At 38.0% G+C, this 17,352-nt stretch carries 20 protein-coding genes and 1 tRNA gene; 8 read left to right on the top strand and 13 right to left on the bottom strand.

Translation table 11 applies throughout. The features are described from left to right. The first annotated feature begins 149 nt into the window (after positions 1 to 149). The 3 genes from purB (at position 150) to QZ289_RS04960 (ending at position 3,548) form a co-directional block, all read left to right on the top strand. Positions 150 to 1,484 carry an adenylosuccinate lyase gene (purB, locus tag QZ289_RS04970; RefSeq protein WP_295699920.1) on the top strand — a complete coding sequence of 445 codons (1,335 nt, stop codon included), beginning with the start codon at positions 150 to 152 and terminating at the stop codon, positions 1,482 to 1,484. Positions 1,485 to 1,820: 336 nt separating this feature from the next. Then, positions 1,821 to 2,729, top strand: a complete 909-nt coding sequence (locus QZ289_RS04965) for a toxin-antitoxin system YwqK family antitoxin (RefSeq protein ID WP_295699918.1) — start codon at positions 1,821 to 1,823, stop codon at positions 2,727 to 2,729. A 48-nt stretch (positions 2,730 to 2,777) separates the two neighbouring features. Next, a complete protein-coding gene (locus QZ289_RS04960; protein WP_295699915.1) occupies positions 2,778 to 3,548 on the top strand; it encodes a carbon-nitrogen hydrolase family protein in 771 nt (256 codons plus the stop codon). Between the two features lie 62 nt (positions 3,549 to 3,610). Here QZ289_RS04960 and hemB read toward each other — a convergent pair whose 3' ends face one another. The 13 genes from hemB to QZ289_RS04895 all read right to left on the bottom strand — a co-directional run bounded on the left by hemB (position 3,611) and on the right by QZ289_RS04895 (position 13,843). Beyond that, positions 3,611 to 4,579, bottom strand: a complete 969-nt coding sequence (hemB, locus tag QZ289_RS04955) for a porphobilinogen synthase (protein WP_295699913.1) — start codon at positions 4,577 to 4,579, stop codon at positions 3,611 to 3,613. Beyond that, positions 4,572 to 5,858: an ArsS family sensor histidine kinase gene (locus QZ289_RS04950; RefSeq protein WP_295699911.1), complete on the bottom strand. Its 1,287-nt coding sequence runs from the start codon at positions 5,856 to 5,858 to the stop codon at positions 4,572 to 4,574. Before QZ289_RS04950 ends, hemB begins: the two co-directional genes overlap by 8 nt. An 8-nt stretch (positions 5,859 to 5,866) precedes the next feature. Next, positions 5,867 to 6,547 (bottom strand): response regulator transcription factor, encoded by a 681-nt coding sequence (locus tag QZ289_RS04945; RefSeq protein ID WP_295699909.1) that lies wholly within the window; start codon positions 6,545 to 6,547, stop codon positions 5,867 to 5,869. Between the two features lie 343 nt (positions 6,548 to 6,890). Beyond that, on the bottom strand, positions 6,891 to 7,223 hold the full coding sequence (locus tag QZ289_RS04940) for a hypothetical protein (protein WP_295699907.1): 333 nt from the start codon (positions 7,221 to 7,223) through the stop codon (positions 6,891 to 6,893). Next, positions 7,205 to 7,471 (bottom strand): hypothetical protein, encoded by a 267-nt coding sequence (locus QZ289_RS04935; protein ID WP_295699906.1) that lies wholly within the window; start codon positions 7,469 to 7,471, stop codon positions 7,205 to 7,207. The genes QZ289_RS04940 and QZ289_RS04935 overlap by 19 nt, the downstream gene beginning before the upstream one ends. A 374-nt stretch (positions 7,472 to 7,845) precedes the next feature. Beyond that, positions 7,846 to 7,921: transfer RNA gene (locus QZ289_RS04930), tRNA-Ala, on the bottom strand. Between the two features lie 23 nt (positions 7,922 to 7,944). Then, complete coding sequence (locus QZ289_RS04925) at positions 7,945 to 8,661, bottom strand: 1-acylglycerol-3-phosphate O-acyltransferase (protein ID WP_295699903.1); 717 nt, start codon at positions 8,659 to 8,661, stop codon at positions 7,945 to 7,947. Next, a complete protein-coding gene (locus QZ289_RS04920; protein ID WP_295699901.1) occupies positions 8,645 to 9,736 on the bottom strand; it encodes a hypothetical protein in 1,092 nt (363 codons plus the stop codon). Before QZ289_RS04920 ends, QZ289_RS04925 begins: the two co-directional genes overlap by 17 nt. Position 9,737: 1 nt before the next feature. Continuing rightward, on the bottom strand, positions 9,738 to 10,406 hold the full coding sequence (gene purQ / locus QZ289_RS04915) for a phosphoribosylformylglycinamidine synthase subunit PurQ (protein ID WP_295699898.1): 669 nt from the start codon (positions 10,404 to 10,406) through the stop codon (positions 9,738 to 9,740). Next, complete coding sequence (gene purS / locus QZ289_RS04910; protein ID WP_295699895.1) at positions 10,406 to 10,645, bottom strand: phosphoribosylformylglycinamidine synthase subunit PurS; 240 nt, start codon at positions 10,643 to 10,645, stop codon at positions 10,406 to 10,408. Before purS ends, purQ begins: the two co-directional genes overlap by 1 nt. A gap of 10 nt (positions 10,646 to 10,655) precedes the next feature. After that, a complete protein-coding gene (gene purC / locus QZ289_RS04905) occupies positions 10,656 to 11,372 on the bottom strand; it encodes a phosphoribosylaminoimidazolesuccinocarboxamide synthase (protein ID WP_295699892.1) in 717 nt (238 codons plus the stop codon). A 9-nt stretch (positions 11,373 to 11,381) separates the two neighbouring features. After that, on the bottom strand, positions 11,382 to 12,710 hold the full coding sequence (locus QZ289_RS04900; protein WP_295699890.1) for a S41 family peptidase: 1,329 nt from the start codon (positions 12,708 to 12,710) through the stop codon (positions 11,382 to 11,384). 134 nt (positions 12,711 to 12,844) lie between these two features. Then, positions 12,845 to 13,843: a hypothetical protein gene (locus QZ289_RS04895; RefSeq protein WP_295699887.1), complete on the bottom strand. Its 999-nt coding sequence runs from the start codon at positions 13,841 to 13,843 to the stop codon at positions 12,845 to 12,847. A gap of 89 nt (positions 13,844 to 13,932) precedes the next feature. On the opposite strand from QZ289_RS04895, the gene QZ289_RS04890 reads away from it, so the two are divergent. From QZ289_RS04890 to QZ289_RS04870, 5 genes are all read left to right on the top strand, one after another. Then, positions 13,933 to 14,448 carry a peptidylprolyl isomerase gene (locus QZ289_RS04890; protein ID WP_295699884.1) on the top strand — a complete coding sequence of 172 codons (516 nt, stop codon included), beginning with the start codon at positions 13,933 to 13,935 and terminating at the stop codon, positions 14,446 to 14,448. Between the two features lie 21 nt (positions 14,449 to 14,469). Further along, positions 14,470 to 15,795, top strand: a complete 1,326-nt coding sequence (locus tag QZ289_RS04885; RefSeq protein WP_295699881.1) for an MFS transporter — start codon at positions 14,470 to 14,472, stop codon at positions 15,793 to 15,795. Then, the gene (locus QZ289_RS04880; RefSeq protein WP_295699878.1) at positions 15,795 to 15,917 is read left to right on the top strand and encodes a hypothetical protein; all 123 of its coding nucleotides are present in this window, start codon (positions 15,795 to 15,797) and stop codon (positions 15,915 to 15,917) included. The genes QZ289_RS04885 and QZ289_RS04880 overlap by 1 nt, the downstream gene beginning before the upstream one ends. Continuing rightward, entirely contained in the window at positions 15,901 to 16,695 is a 795-nt protein-coding gene (locus QZ289_RS04875; protein ID WP_295699877.1) for an ATP-binding protein, read from the top strand. The genes QZ289_RS04880 and QZ289_RS04875 overlap by 17 nt, the downstream gene beginning before the upstream one ends. 154 nt (positions 16,696 to 16,849) lie before the next feature. After that, the coding region (locus QZ289_RS04870; protein ID WP_295699875.1) for a hypothetical protein at positions 16,850 to 17,352 on the top strand (503 nt) is incomplete at its 3' end.

Below are 17,352 nucleotides of genomic sequence, written 5' to 3'. Positions count from 1 at the left end.
AAAACTAACCCGATACAATGCAAATCAGCTATAAAGTTAATTTTTAAGCGCAAGTGGGAGATTTTGCCTTATCTTATCACTCTCTTTGTAGAGTAATTTTGCAAACTTTGGCTAAAATTTGCTTTGTTTTTATTAATTAAGGAGATGTTATGGTAGAGCGATATGCGCGTGAGGAGATGAAAAAACTATGGGATATAAATGCTAAATATTCCGCGTGGTTGGCGGTAGAAAAGGCATTAGTGCGCGGGTGGAATAAGCTAGGTGTCGTGCCTGATGAAGATTGTGAGAAAATTTGCAAAAATGCAAGGTTTGATATTGCACGTATTGATGAAATAGAGAGTGTTACAAAGCACGATTTGATAGCCTTTACTACAAGTGTGGCAGAAAGCTTAGGAGAGGAGAGCCGCTTTGTGCATTATGGAATCACAAGTAGCGATTGTATCGATACGGCTGTGGCATTGCAAATGCGAGATTCTCTGCATATTATCTTACACGATATAGAAGAGCTAAGAACTGTGATTAAAACGCGCTCCTTTGAGCATAAGGATACACTTATGGTTGGGCGCTCCCACGGGATTCACGGAGAGCCTATCACCTTTGGACTAGTCTTAGCGATTTGGTATGATGAGCTAGGGCGGCATTATGAGGCGTTGCAATCTACGCTAGAAGTCATCTCCGTGGGGCAGCTAAGTGGTGCAATGGGGAATCTCGCCCATACGCCCATTGAGCTGGAAGAGCTTGTATGTGCGGATTTAGGCTTAAAGGCAGCAAGAGTGAGCAATCAAGTCATTCAACGTGATAGATATGCAAGACTAATGAGCGATTTAGCCCTTTTGGCTAGTAGCTGTGAGAAAATCGCAGTAGAAATCCGCCATTTGCAACGCACAGAAGTCTATGAGGCAGAGGAATATTTCGAGGAAGGGCAAAAGGGCAGCTCGGCTATGCCGCATAAACGCAATCCTGTGTTAAGTGAGAATATCACAGGGCTTTGCAGAATGATACGAAGCTTTGCACTTCCAGCGATGGAAAATGTCGCATTATGGCACGAGCGCGATATTAGCCATTCAAGCGTAGAACGATTTATCCTACCTGATGGCTTTATCACTACGGATTTTATGCTGTTTCGCTTGAAAGGATTGCTTGAAAAGCTCGTGGTGTATCCTAAGAATATGATGAGAAATCTTGAGCTTACCGGCGGACTTGTATTCTCTCAGCGAATCTTGCTCGAACTCCCTAAGAAAGGTATCTCACGTGAAGAATCTTATAAAATCGTCCAACGCAATGCAATGAAAGTGTGGCGAGATTTACAAAATGGTGGAAATGCGATGAATGCCAAAGGCGAGAGCCTCTATCTACGATATCTCTTAGCAGATAGGGAGTTAGTAAGCCTCATTGGTGAGCAAACCATTAGAGAATGCTTTGATTATGGCTACTATACGAAAAATGTCGATGCCATTTTTAAACGTGTATTTGGTGAAAACTAGCGCATTTCTAAACTTCTAAAACGGGACAAAAGGCTAAAATAATGGAATATATTTTTCACATCTTTATTTCGAACTAAGCGTAAAAAATTGCAAAATGAGCTTAAACAATTAGAGCTTATAAAGATAGGCCACAAGATGGGAGCGAAACGGTATACAAAGCTTATAAAAAGGCTTCAAGGGGAAGCAGTCCTACAAGAGTGGACTTATGCACATACCAAAGTACTACTTTGTAAGCAGGTCTTGCATTTACCTAGGCAGTATATGAGGGCTTAGACATAAAGGTATTGAGAAAGATAAATAAATGCCGATGTAGCACGTAGCCATAAGGAGAAAATGATGTTACGATATATAATAATGTGTTTAGGCTTGGCTAGCGTGTGCGTAGGGATTGACCTAGAAATACGGACAATCACTAAAAATACGGCTGGTGAGATACTGCAGGGCAAAATAAGCTATATCAAAGGCACGGAAATTAAGCACGGGCGCGAGGCGTGGTACGATAAAGATGGGCATTTAATAGAACAAATGCACTTTATCAATGGGCGCAAAGAAGGGCGAGAACTAAAATATTCGCACGAGGGCGAAGTGATTTATGATGCAAACTACAAAAACAATAAACTTCAGGGTATCGCCCTAGCCTATTACCCTAATAATATTCTTAAAAGTGAAATTTATTATGATGAGGGCAAAATCATTGGTAAGGCAAGGTGGTATCACGAGAATGGCGCACTTGCTAAAGAGGCAAACTATAATGATGATATATTAGAGGGAAAACTCATAGAGTATCATACAAATGGCAAAGTTTCACGGCAATATAATTACAGAAATGGTAAGATAGAAGGTGTAGTAAAAGCCTACTTCCCTAATGGCAAAATTGCACAAATGAGCACATATACAAATGGTGTGCAAAATGGTGAGAACAAGCAATATGATGAAAGTGGTATTGTGCGCTTAGAATCTCACTTTGCCAATGGAGACAAGATAGGAGCCGAGCGAAGTTACGATAAAAATGGCGCACTGATCACAGAGCGAGTATATAACACAGGAATACCTAAAGAAGTAAAAGTTAGCTGGTTTTATCCTAATGGGAAACTTAAAATGCAAATGCTCTATGAGGACAATCAAGCATTGTGGCAGAAAGCCTATAACGAACAAGGGGAGGTGAATGCTAAGCTTGATTGCAAGGCAGAAAATTGCCTCGCTGGTTTGGGCGAAATAAGCACACATAGTGGTTTTGCAGAATAAACCATATATGCTACAATTTTAGACATCTTTACCACCTAAGGATATGATATGAATATTGCTCTTTTGCAGCTTTTACCACTTGAGCCCAATAATGGGCGATTAAAAAAATATCTCCAAAGTTGCAAAAAACAAAAAGTGCAGATTGCGGCATTTAGCGAATATATATTTCAGCCTTTTTATAAAGAAATTACTAAAGATTCTAAAGATTTTGCAAAATCTTGTGCAAAACTCCTCTCACATTTGCATAAACTCTCTGTAAGCTATCATCTTGATATAGTCGCACCTATATTGCTTTGTGAAAAAGGTAAAGTATATAAAAGTATTGCGCTTATACAGGGTGAGAGGGTGCAATTTTATCATCAGCAAAGGCTCATAGGCTATTCGCATTGGAATGAAAGGGCATTTTTTGATAATGTCTTACCAAATTCGCCTAAAACACCCCTTGTATTTGAAAAAGAGGGTATAAAAATAGGCATTATTGCAGGATTTGAAATACATTTTGATGAAATATGGCTTAAACTAAAATCTGCAAAAGTTGATGTGGTAATAATGCCTTGTAGCAATACATTTGATTCTAAAGAACGTTGGCGTATTTTATGTCAAGCACGTGCTTTTAACAGCAGTATGGTAATTTTACGTCTTAATGCTATTAATAGCCTCTCTTATGATGGAGTAATTTGGCAATTTTATGGCGATAGTATGTTTGTCAATGCAGATGGACGTATTAAGGATAGTCTTGATAATCGAGAAGGTGTAATGCTCGTAGAGCTAGAAAAATTATATATTGAGACTATACAAAAAGAATGGGGATTTCGATAGGGCTATATCCTACAAACAAAGCAAAATATATCAAATAGCATATAAAAATATTCATTAAGTCTTTAGGATAGAATTTGGGCAATCTCTTTAGAGTGATAGCTAATAATAATGTCCGCTCCGGCTCGTTTAAAGCCTGTAAGCGTCTCAAGTAGCACTCGTTCATAATCAATAAGCCCTGCTTTTTGCGCACATTTTAGCATAGCATACTCGCCACTCACATTATACACAGCTAAGGGAAGCAAGGTATGCTCGCGTATATCGCGGACAATATCTAAATATGCAAGGGCGGGTTTCACCATTAAAATATCCGCTCCCTCCGCTTCATCAGTAAGGCTTTCTAAAATTGCCTCTCTACGATTAGCGCCATCTTGCTGATAAGAATGTCTATCGCCAAAGCTCGGTGCAGAATTAGCCACATCGCGAAATGGTCCATAATAGCCACTTGCAAATTTTGTAGAATAGCTCATAATGGGGATATGTGTGAATCCGCCTTTGTCTAAATAAGCGCGGATAGTAGCCACCATACCATCCATCATCGCACTAGGGGCTATCATATCGCCCCCGCAGCTTGCAAGTACAAGGGCTTGCTGCCCTAGAATCTCTAAGGTAGCGTCATTATCAACACTATTAAGATTCTTATCAATTATGCCACAATGCCCGTGGTCCGTATATTCGCAAAAGCATAAATCAAGCGCAACAATCATTTGAGGAAAATGCTTTTTAATAGCCTTAATAGCTTTAGCAATAATACCTTTATCGCTTAGAGCCTCGCTCCCGCAGGAATCTTTATGACTTGGCAAACCAAAAAGGATTATATGATATATGCCAAGCTTCAAAAGCTCTTCACATTCTTTAAGAATATTATCAACACTCATTTGATATACATCAGGCATAGAGGGAATGGCATTTTTGATATGCTCACCCTCTATGACAAATAGCGGATAGATAAAATCATCCTTGCGCAAATACGTCTCTCGCACTAAAGCTCTCATCGGGGCTTTGAGACGAGTGCGTTTGAATCTTCTAAACATTATTCTTCCTTTTTAAGGGGCTTGGCTTCTTGTCAATAAGACAATAGTTTTCTACCACACAATGATGAATAATAAATATATTATAGCCATTTTCGTGCTTATAGCTGAGGTTAAAATCCTGATTATCAAGGGTGTTTTTAATAATATACATACCCAATCCAAATCCTTGTGATGACGCTTTTTTAGCGTCTTTGAAATAGGGCTTGAAATAAGCTTCTAGTGGGTGGGTGAGCGGGTCCCCTTTTGAACTTGTGTAAAGGCGGTCATTTTTTGTATATACTCTTACTTTGCCATCTTTGCTGTATTTGATAGCATTGTCAAGAAGATTTTTAAGTGCAATCGCAAACAAATCAAAATCAGCCTTAATAAGTGAATCGGGCGAATCAACTGCAATAGGGCTATTGGCGTCAATAAGTAGCATATCTTCAGCATGGACAATTAAATCAGCAAGGAGAAATTCTTGCTTGTTGATATGGTAGTTTTGGGAATTGATTTGCTCAAGCTTTGCAAATTCATTAATCAACTCATTAAGACGTGTGAAGCTGGAGGAAAGCTGCTCCCTTTGTGTAGGGTTTTCTACCATTTCAGCGACAATGCGTCCTTTTGTAATGGGGGTTTTAAGCTCGTGCATAATGGAGCGCAAAAGGAGACTGCGAGATTCATTGAGAGATTTAATTTTATTTGAGGCTTTGTAAAACTCGCGATAGAGCTCACCAATCTCATCTTTAGAAGTATTTTCTTCATCTTGTGTGCCAAAGTTACCTTCTGCAAATTGCTCTATTTGTCCTTTGAGAATCTTAAGAGGCATAAGACTTTTAAGCACAATAAAAAATACAAAAGTCAGCAGCATAATGCCAATAAGTGTGATTATATAAAAATCTTCATAAGTTTTACGTGAATTGTCTTTATAGAGTGTTGTTTCATCATTGGTTTCTAGGAGGATATAGATACCATCTCGAGTATTGATAGCTTTAGCAAAAATACCATCAAAGCCGTAAGGAATCTTATTGATTTCTTGTAAAACCTTCTTAATCTCCTCTTCTTCTACGGGGATAAATTGTATATTTTCTAAATATTGTTTAATCGTGTTGAGATTGCCCCCATATTGCATGATTTCGTTAATGGTGGCTGTAAATTGTTTATAGCGGAGCTCAGAACGGAGATTTTCATTCTCAATATGATCTTCAATAAAATAATATGAGATAGCAAAAAAGCTAAGTAAAGCACATAAAAATAAAACAATAATTTTAAAAAAAATAGAATGTCGAATTTTCAGCATAAGATGCCTTATGCTTCAAGTTTGTAGCCTACACCACGCACAGAGATAATGTATTGTGGTTGCTTGGGGTTTTCCTCTATCTTAGAGCGCAAACGCCCAATGATAACATCAATGCTCTTATTGGAGCTTTCTGGATTGATTGATTCAGATTCTATGGCGATTGCTTCACGTGAGAATACGTGTCCCTTTTTACTAATAAGCAATGTGAGAATCTCATATTCTGCGCGAGTTAATTCAAGTTTTTTGTCTTTAAAGAAAACTTGACGACTATACTTATCGATTTTAAACACACTATCTTTTTCTTTGTCTTGTTCTTTGACATTTTTCTTATTGTAGCGTCTAAGGAGAGATTGGATTCTCGCTACAAGCTCCTTTGGGTCATAGGGCTTTGAGATATAATCATCGGCTCCGGATTTAAGTGCCTCGACCTTATCATCTACATCACTTCTTGCAGAAGAGACAATAATAGGGATACTATTTTGCTTTGCTATTCTTTTACACACTTCAAGCCCATCAAGATTAGGTAATGTCAAATCGAGGAGTAAAATGTCAAAGTGTTTGGCATTTACTGCGCTCATACCTGTGTAGGGTTCATCATAATTAGTAACATTCATATCATATTGCTTAAGATAACCTGTGATAATTTCTGCTAATTCTACATCATCTTCAATCATTAAAACTTCTAGCATAATCCAAAACCTTTAATTGAGTAAGTATAAAGTAAGCGGAAATTGTATAACAAAACACTTTTTAGATAGCTTAAGGGAAATACGCCTCATATAAAGCAAGACAGAAAGGAATTATAGGAGATTGAAAAAAGGAAGCTGCTCAAGTGGGGGTCTTGAGCAGCTCCATAAAGGTTTGGTTGTTTAATGTGAGTATCTAAAAACAAGGAGGAAGCTGGAGGGGGATAACCTCCTTGTTTTTGAGATGACACCCACAATGGGTTAATCCATCACCTTGCCCTATCTCATTCGGGTCAAAGGATAAGAAGGATTGTAAGTGATATTGGCAAATGTAAATTTAACAAGATTATTTTCTTAAATCATTTAATCGTTCAGCAATAATGCTAAGTTGGTATTCAAGGAAGTTAATAGTAAGGCTAAGCTTTGTTTGTAAATTATGATTCTGTGGAGCATTTAAACCTTCAAAAAGCACCAATAAACGCTCTTGGAGCATTTCTAAAAATTCATATTCCTCACGTAAAGATTCATTTGTTTTTGGAATATTTGGAATATTTTGAGGATATGCTGGAGTAGAGATAGGTGTAGTATGTATGGAGATATTTTTTTGTAAATCCATAGAATTTTCATTGGGTTGGGAGAGTTCATTAAGTGTTTCAAGTATTAAATCTTTGAGTTCCATTGCAGTAGCCACCTTTGAAATTGAAGTATATCCTCTTGTGTAGACAGCTCCATAAATATATGTTTTTGTTCTTCATTGACAGGAGGGAAATGCTTTTGTACAAGCATAAGACGTTTAATTGCTATTTGGGCTTCTTTGTTTTCTGGGCGTTCTAAGAGAATCTCCCGATATATCTTAAGCGCATCTTCTTTGAGTCCCATCATTTCATAAATTCGTGCAAGAGAAAGTGTTTTGATACTATTTGCCATATATGTCCTTTGATGGATTGCAAAAAGTATTATATAATGTTTTTATTTGCAAAGACTTTAAAAGAGCTGTATTCTATTTTGATTATCCATAACGCTCTCGCTTAGCCTTTTCGAGAAAAAATTTGGGTGGGAGATATGAAATCTTTATTTATGCTTGTAGGTTCAATTAGCAGAGAGAGAATAAGGACAGCGAGTGATTAACTTAGTGGTAAATATTACTTTATCCATCAAGCAAATCTTGAAAAATAATATGATGTTATAGGATATAGCTGAAGCTATCCAAAATGTGAGAGATAAATATATTGATAGGGTTGGTTTTTGTATTTCCAACGAATTAGATTTATTTTTAGCACTATGCGAAAAGCAGATGAAAATGGTGGAGTGTAGGGGGGTCGAACCCCTGACCTCAACGCTGCCAGCGTTGCGCTCTCCCAACTGAGCTAACACCCCGTGTTTAAAAGCCTTGATTGTGCCTATTTCTCTCTTAAAGCCTCCTTATTTAACTCATTATAATGCTTGATATATACCTCATGCATTGAATCTCGTAATTTTTCATACCATTGCTCATCTTCAAAGTTTGGCATAAAGGCGTCCATAAGCACTACTCTTGCCTTATTGGTTTGTGTTTCCATAGGAGAGCTATTGTAGAGCTTGCGGGTATTAATAAGCACGGCTGGTTGGATTCTAAGCTTGAGCTTTGAAGCGAGAATCTTCGCCCCAGGCTTAAAGGGTAAAAACTCTTCCTCACCCTTACTTCTTGTCCCTTCAGGAAAAATGGCTATTGTGCGATGATTGCTAAGATGCCTTTTTGCTTCTTTAAGCAAAAAGACAATGCCATTTTTATCCTCTCTGTCAATAAGTATCATATCAGGGGCTTTAAGAGCGTGTCCATAAATTGGTATCTCACCTAGCTGTTTCTTGGCTACCCAGCATAGATTGGCTGGGTGAAATGCCTCAAAATAGATAATATCTGTTACGCTTTGATGATTGACTACCAAAAGTTGCGCGTCTTTGTCATATTCTCCTATGCGCTCTACATTTAAACCATTAAGACTAAAAAACCAGCGACATTGCTGCCTCGCCCATCTACCATTTGCCCTATTGCGCGTAATGTAAATCTGGACAATCATGATGGGTAAATAAATCGCGATTGAGAGAGTGGCAAAGAGTGCCTTAATTTTTGCTAACATATTCTTTCCTTATCCAACCAACTTTAGATTCTATAACGACTTTGTAGTAATCCTCATACTCCCCGATAATACTTACTTGTGTAGGGACTTTTACCACTTCCATAATAGTAGAATTATGTGTGGGGATAATGCTTATATTTGCTCCCACTCGTGCTATACCTGAAGTAGCACTAAAAAATATATTATAAGCTAGAATAAGTATAAGTAGAATAAGTATAGTTAAACTTATTTTGCGGATTTTTTTAAACACTATGCAAATAAGCCCAACAAATAAAATTGCCGCACCTATAAATAGATTTTTAAATATTAAAAACGTATTACGTGGTTTAATGTCCCCACCCTCATCGATTGTATTTCGCACGAGCTGAATGGGCAATGTTATATTGATAAACTGCCGTTGTGCTAAATTAAAATACTCAAAAGAGAGAGAGCGAATAGACTTATCAAGTACTACATAATAAATACCATAAGTGATGCCATCAACCACCTTGCTATTTTCTAAGCCCTGTTTAGGATACTGCGCAATTTTCATATGGCTAAGGTTGGCATTTTTGCTCTCAAATTGAAAGATAATAATATTATTTGCCTCGTCATACTCTTTCACACGATAGTCCACTACTTCCATCATATCAGCGATAACGTGATTATAATTGGGATTGTTTGAGAGTTCAATGGCTTGAAAAGTGGCACCCTGAGATACAACCTCTTCCTCATAGCTTCCATCACCTGATATAGCCTTTATGCGCAAAGGAGGGATTATTACATTTTTACCTGTAATATTATATGTATAGATATTTACTAATGTCCCATTATCGCCTGTTCTCCAATCTGGGTTTTTATTTTTTAATACTATATTGTTCTTAGAGGTGAAATCCACCAAGTCTGTGCTTACAAGCTTTGCCCCTGAAAGCAAGGTAAGAGTATATTTCACCTCAATATGTTGTCCTACATATAGGCTTGTATCTGCATTAGGAAACTGCACATTAAGGTAGGCAATCTTTGGCTTTGTATCTGCAAAAACACTCCCTATACATAGCAGCATAACTAAAATGGTATATTGTAACTTTTGTGGCATTTTATCCCTCTAATGGAATCTGCAATAAATTATCAAGCATTGCCACACCATCGCAACTGCCAAGTATAGCCTCAATGGCTCTTTCAGGGTGAGGCATAAGCCCAAAGACATTTTTATTTTCATTACACACTCCCGCGATAGCCTCTACTGAGCCATTGGGGTTACCTGTATATGTAAGCAAAATTTGTCCGTTTGCTTTAAGTTTTTCTAATCCCACTTCATCAATAAAGTAATTTCCATCAGCGTGGGCTATAGGGAGCTTAAGCTCTTGATTCTTAGAATAAGAGCGTAAAAATACATTATTTTGATTAGCGACTTTTAATTTTTGCATTTTTGAAATAAAATGCAGATTCTCATTACGTATTAACGCACCGGGTAATAGCCCCGCCTCACAGAGAATTTGAAAGCCATTGCAAATCCCTAGCACATAGCCACCAGAATCTGCATAATGCTTAATAGCCTGCATAATGGGCGAAAACTGCGCGATTGCCCCACATCGCAAATAATCCCCATAACTAAAGCCTCCCGGAACTACGACAAGCTGTGCATTATCGGGCAAACTTTCATCTTTATGCCACACAATAGATACATTTGCCCCAAGTTTAGCAAAGGCATATTGCGTATCAAATTCACAATTTGTGCCCGGAAAGCGGATAACAGCTACATTCATTATAGAATCTCAATAGCATAATTTTCAATAACCACATTAGCAAGTAGCTCCTCGCACATATTTTGCACGATTTTATAAGCTTTTTGCGCATCGCTTTCATCTAAATCCAAAATAATTTCTTTTGAGAGTTTTACATTTTGCAAAGATTCAAAGCCGTGTACATACAAAGCGTGTGCAATAGCCTTTGCCTGTGGGTCAAGCACTCCCTCTTTAAGCGAAATAAGCACTTTTGCTTTCATATCCCATTCCTTATTTAGTTTCTAACATACGTCGCAAAACTTCCTCATAGGCGACTTTCACATTGCCTAAATCCTGTCTAAACCTATCCTTGTCAAGCTTTTGATTAGTAGCCTTATCCCATAAGCGACAGCTATCGGGGCTAATTTCATCGGCTAGGATAATCTCACCCTTATTATCACGTCCAAACTCAAGCTTAAAATCAACAAGTTTTAAATCCCTTTTATCAAAAAATGTCTTTAACACTTCATTAACTTTACGTGCTTGGGTTTTAAGAATCTCCAAATCACTTTGATTTTCAACCAAACCTAAGATTCTACAATGCTCATCATTAATGAGTGGGTCGCCTAACGCGTCATCTTTGTAATAAAACTCCACAAGTGTATGAGGAATCACTTTGCCATCTTCAATACCCAAACGTTTGGTGAGTGAGCCTGTGGCAATATTACGCACTACCACTTCTATGGGGATAATGGATACTTTCTTGCAAAGCATTTCATTTTCACTGAGTTGCTCTACAAAATGCGTCTTTATACCTGCTTGTTCTAAGAGTGTGAAAAGCAAAGTGCTAATGCGGCAGTTCAATGCACCTTTGCCAGATTCTGTGCCCTTTTTTTCGGCATTAAATGCAGTCAAATCATCTTTAAAAACAGCAATCACATTATTTACATCATTTGTAGCAAACAACTTCTTGCCCTTCCCCTCATAAAGCATAGTTTGTTTTTCCATCACTACTCCTTATTTACTTGGATTAAAAGTGCCTATTACATTCCACGCTTTTAATACATCAATGGCAGTCTTTAGCTGAATATCTTGGTAAATCATCGTTTGAGTAATGAGCTTTTTATCTTCATTAGCAGTTTCTGTCTTAAGATTCTGTGCGTTGATTTTATCAAGCTCTCCTTGCAAATGCCTTTTTAAATCAGATTCCTTAATGCTAAAGCTATTTTCATTCTCTGGTGCAACCCCCGGATATACGACAATATCAGGCGTTACCCCTACCGCTTGAATCGTCCGCCCACTAGGGAGATAATATTTTGCAGTAGTGAGCTTTAGTCCCTCATTTTGGTCTAGCTGCATAACTGTCTGCACACTACCTTTGCCAAATGTCTGCTCTCCTATAAGGACGGCTCGTTTATGGTCTTGCAATGCACCCGCTACAATCTCGCTTGCACTCGCACTCCCACCATTAATAAGCACTACTACGGGTATGTCTGCATAAGGCGCACTCTTCGCCTTATATTCAATATTTTCACCTTTTGTGCGTCCCCTTTGAGTAACAATCAAACCACTTTTTATAAACAATCGACTTAAATCTACTGCTTGATCAAGCACACCACCGGGATTATTGCGTAAATCAAGGACAATACCTTTCAACTTACCGATTTGCCTTAGCTCACTTGATACATTACGTGTTACATTCTTATCAAATGAGGATATGCGCACATATACAAAATCACTATTTTGAATCTTACGCACCTTCACAGAATCTATTTTGATAATATCACGCACGATATTAAACACAAGTGGCTTTGCCTCACCTTTACGCACAATAGTGAGTTCAACCTTTGTCTTAGGCGCTCCACGCATAAGATTCACCGCATCATCAATACTCATATCAATCGTGCTTTTATCATTTACTCTTATGATAACATCACCGCTTTTTAGCCCTGCTTTATCCCCGGGTGTGCCATCAACAGGTGCGATAATGCTTAAAGCCCCATCTTTTAACCCCACGGTAATACCAATCCCGCCAAACTCGCCATCTGTGTTAGCGCGTAAGTCATCAAATTTCTTTTTGTTAAGATAATTTGAATGTGCATCAAGATTGCTTAATAACCCATCAATAGCCTTATCTACAATCTCATCAAAGCTTAATTCATCAACATAATTTTCCTCCACTATCCCCATAATACGGCGTAATTTCTTGAAGGATTCTAATTTATTGGCTTCCTGTACTTTGGGCTTGGCTTTTTGTGCTTCATCAGCCCATAATCCTACAAATAATGCCGAACTTACAAACAATGAGATAATAATACCCGCTAAAACCACTCGTGACTTATTCATTAATAAACCTTACCTTTAAGATTGTAAATTTTTATGTAGCAAAATCAAAGGGTATATTCTACCTAAAAAATTATATATTTATCTAAATTAAAAGCCAAAGTTATAGTTTAGATAAAAGCATAGAATACTCACCATTAGTAAAAATTTGTAAAGAAACGTTGCCGTTTAGAACCAAGTTTTTGACAGGATTTTTGCACAAAATTTTCATTAATGATGCCTTTATCTTGCACATCACATAAAAAATCTTGTATGACATTACGACTGACAAAAACAGGCACATAGCCCACCACTGTTCTGCTCATGATCCCCAAAAAAACACCTTTTTCATCATAAAATGCCCTACCATAGGTAAATTCTTCATAAGATTCGTGCTCTAATTCAAAGCCATACGCACGTTCTTTTTTTTGTGCAAAATCGTAATATGTAGCAGGTTTGTTAAGCTTGATACTTTGAGGGATAAATACAAATGTATTGTCCAAATAAGGATAGTATGCTTGTGTTTGGGGTGCAATAGCTGCATTTGAAGCAAACACATCAATCCCAAAACGTTTGTAGATTCTATCTTGATAATAGCTCTTAGCGCGAACTTGACAAAAGCTATCTACAAATTGTGAGACTTTCAGTAAAGCAAGTCCTGTATCTAAATCAAGTACTTTAAGTTTTAGACTTGCTACACACATCATATTTTCATTAAAATCATCTTGCATTTTAGCATACACTTTTCTAGGCACAATATCACCATTGTAGAGAATCTCCGCTGATGTGATATAAAAGCCATTTTTGAGCAATGTCCCTAGTCCTCTCTTAAATGAGCCATCAGTAAAAGAAACTTCTATGATGGCAGTGCTATAAATCCATTGTGTAGGAGCTGTGGGTTGTATGGTTTTAGAATCTAAAGCGATTTGAGAGGGAGCTTGTGCAGTGTTTATGGCGCGAGATTGTTCTTGTTTAAAGGCAGGACTTTCATTTGTATGTATTGTATCAAGATTGCTAAAAAGTTTTTGCGGGCTTTCATAGCCTTCCATTACCGCCTCTACGGAATCTTCAGAAGCATTAAGCACTCCTGCAAAACCCAAATAAATCAAACATATTATAGTCCATATAAGCATGTGAGCCATATTTTGCTTTAGCACTCCTGTGCTCCTTCATTCAAAAATGATTAAACTAATATCGGTAGAATCCGCCAACTTTTTTATGCCACACAATAATAAAAGGAGAGGAAATGCAAAGAGAAGAATTAAAAGTTTTTGACATCAAAGAAGAGGAGTTATCAAAGTGTAATTACGCCCTTATTGAAGTAGCTAGTCCCAATGGTGAAGTATATGGCACAATGACATTAAAGCTTTTTCAAGATGTGCCACAAAGTGTTACAAACTTCGCCACACTAGCACAAAGCGGATTCTATAATGGGCTTACTTTTCATCGTGTGATACCTAGTTTTGTCGCTCAAGGTGGCTGCCCTGTGGGTAATGGCACAGGGGGTCCGGGCTATCGTATCAAATGCGAAGTAGCAAATAACAAACACAGGCACGTAAAAGGTGCCCTTTCTATAGCTCACGCTGGGCGTGATACGGGCGGGAGTCAGTTTTTTATCTGCCTTGCTCCACAGCCTCATCTTGATGGAGAACATACGGTTTTTGGCGGTATCGATAGAAAAGATTCTCAAAGTTTTGATGTGCTTGATAAGATGAAGCAAGGTGATATTATCAAATCTATCACTATTTGCGAAACTCTCTAATCGCCCTTAAAGGCAAATATAATGATGAAACATCTGCTTCCTCTGACGCTCATTGCGAGTTTGCGATTTTTTGGGCTTTTTATTGTGCTGCCTATTATTGGGCTTTATGCTGATGAATTTCACACGACTGCCTTTCTTGCGGGATTAGCAGCGGGTGGCTATGCGCTCACACAGATTATATTTCAAACGCCTTTTGGAATCTTAAGTGATAAATACAATCGCAAACATATCATTGGCATTGGTTTATTGATTTTTCTGCTTGGCTCTTTAGTGTGTGCGTTTGCTAATGATATTACTATGCTTATTATTGGGCGATTCTTACAGGGTGTTGGGGCTATTGGCGGTGTGGTGAGCGCACAAGTGGCTGATTTAGTGCGCGAGGAGGAACGCAATAAGGCTATGGCGGTGATGGGCGCGGGAATCTTTATGAGTTTTGTGCTTGCTATGTTTTTAAGCCCTATTATTGCAAGTCATTTTGGCTCCAATATGCTCTTTCTTATCACTAGCGTTTTGTGCGTGTTTTCATTGATTGTATTGTATTGGAAAGTGCCTAATACACCTAATGTCAAATATCATTTTAATGATAGCAAGATTCATGATCTCCTTACCGATAAGAATCTGCTGATTATGTATCTTAGCGCATTTTTGCAAAAGTTCTTAATGATTCTTACCTTTGTGTGTGTAAGTTTCGCTCTCATCCATCATTTTTTACTAGATGAAGACGAATTATGGCTTATCTACACTCCTTCGGCGATCATAGGCACTTTAGCTATGGGTCCTGCATCAATTTTTGCGCAAAAAAAGGGGCAATTTAAAGCCGTTATGCTTTTTGGTATTTGTGCATTTGTGCTTTCATACTTTCTTATGGCTTATGCAGTCAAAGAGAGTGAAAAATGGCTTATATTGTTGATGATGATAGTGTTTTTTATGGGTTTTGCCGTGCTTGAGCCGATTATGCAATCTCTAGCTAGTCGCTATCCTAAGGCACATCAAAAGGGAGCGGCACTTGGTATTTTTACTACGCTTGGCTATGTGGGTTCAGCACTTGGGGGTATGTGCGGAGGGTGGCTCTATGAGGCGGTAGGGGTCTTTAGTCTTTCTCTTATCGTCGCAGTAATATGTATTATATGGGCTATACTCTTAATCCTCTTTTTAAGCAATCCTAAAAATCATAAAAATGTATATCTTAAACTTGAGGGGAATATCGCCTCTAGACTTAATAAGCTTGATACTTTGCAGGGCATTATTGAGTGGTATATTAACCAAAATGAGCATATTGCTATTATCAAGTACGATGCTACTTTGATTCAAGAAGCGGCTATTTTGTGGGTATTTAAGGGGGCATAATGGAACTATATGAAAAAATCATTATTGCTAGTGCGATGGGGCTATATTTATGTTTTTTAATCTATCGTAATAGAAATTACTTCACCCGCAATAAAGATAATGAAAATGAGTCCAGAAAATAATCTATTAGAATCTAGCACCTCCCCCACGATAAGCAAAAAAATTACTCGCATAGTGGGCAAGACAAATGCGCAATATAACCTTATCAAAGCAGGTGATAAAGTGCTACTTGGCTTAAGCGGGGGCAAAGATTCTATCCTACTTGCCACACTCCTTGCCTATATGCAAAAACACGCGCCCTTTAAATTTACTTTCAAAGCCTTAACGGTAGATTACGGCAGAGGCGGGGAATATGAATATATTTTTGAATATTGTCAAAAACTTGGAATCCCTTACGAACTCTACCGCACGGATATTTACCAAATCTTAGAGCAAAACAAAAGAGAGGGGACAATTTATTGCAGCTTTTGCTCACGTATGCGGCGAGGAGCATTATATAGCAAGGCTTTAGAGGGAGGGTATAATAAACTCGCCCTAGCACATCATCTTGATGATGCTGCGGAGAGCTTTTTTATGAATCTTACTTATAATGGTGCAATGCGCTCTATGCCACCTATTTATCGTGCAGAAAATGGCCTAGAGGTGATACGTCCGCTGATTTTCGTGCGGGAGAGGCAGATTATTGACTTCATCGCGCATAATCACATCTACATCGCACCAGATTGTAACTGCCCTATTAATTGGCTAGATTCTGATAAAAAGCCTTTCGCGCGTGAGGCGACAAAGCAATTTCTTAAAAATATGGAGGAGCAAAATCCCCAATTTTTCAAATCGCTCAAAAATGCCTTTAGCAATATCCACGCAGGAAGCTTTTGCGATACACGTTACATTCATCAATAAAAAGATATCTTTATCTTGATGTTTTTGGTTTCTTTTTATCGCAAAAAGATGTAATCCTGCAAGACAGAAGAATCAAGCTTCCGCTTTTTTACCCTAAAGGAATCAAGGCTTTGCCCGTATAGCCTTTACAGGATTACATCTTTTTCGACAAACATTGCAAAATACCAACACAGGGAGCATAACTAACGTAAGTAACACAGGGACGATCACCACCCTTACTAACGAAAATACCATCACTACATTAAGCAACAACACAAACGGCACAATCACAACTTTAAATAATAACAGCACCATAAGCACTCTTACCAATGCTGCCAATGCCAATATTGGGACATTGAATAATAATGGGACGGTAACCAATAACTTTGCCAATCAAGGCACAATAGATGCATTAAATAATCAAGCAAATGGGAGCCTTGTAAGGATTACAAACTCTGCGACAGGACGCATCAATACGCTAACTAATGAAGGCAATATGACTGGGGGGATTACTAATCAAAGGGGTGGGACAATAGGCACTATCACAAACAGGACAGTCCTCACAGGTTGGATTGTCAATCACGGCAATATCACCACAGGTATCATTAATGAAAATAATGGAAGCATAGATTTTGTTCTTAATAATAACACGATGGGGAATATTATTAATCGTAATGG

This window comes from uncultured Helicobacter sp. (assembly GCF_910577135.1).
GTDB classification, from domain to species: Bacteria; Campylobacterota; Campylobacteria; order Campylobacterales; family Helicobacteraceae; genus Helicobacter_C; species Helicobacter_C mastomyrinus.
Note: the sequence above shows the minus strand (reverse complement) of the source record. Positions and strands in the feature narration are given on the sequence as shown.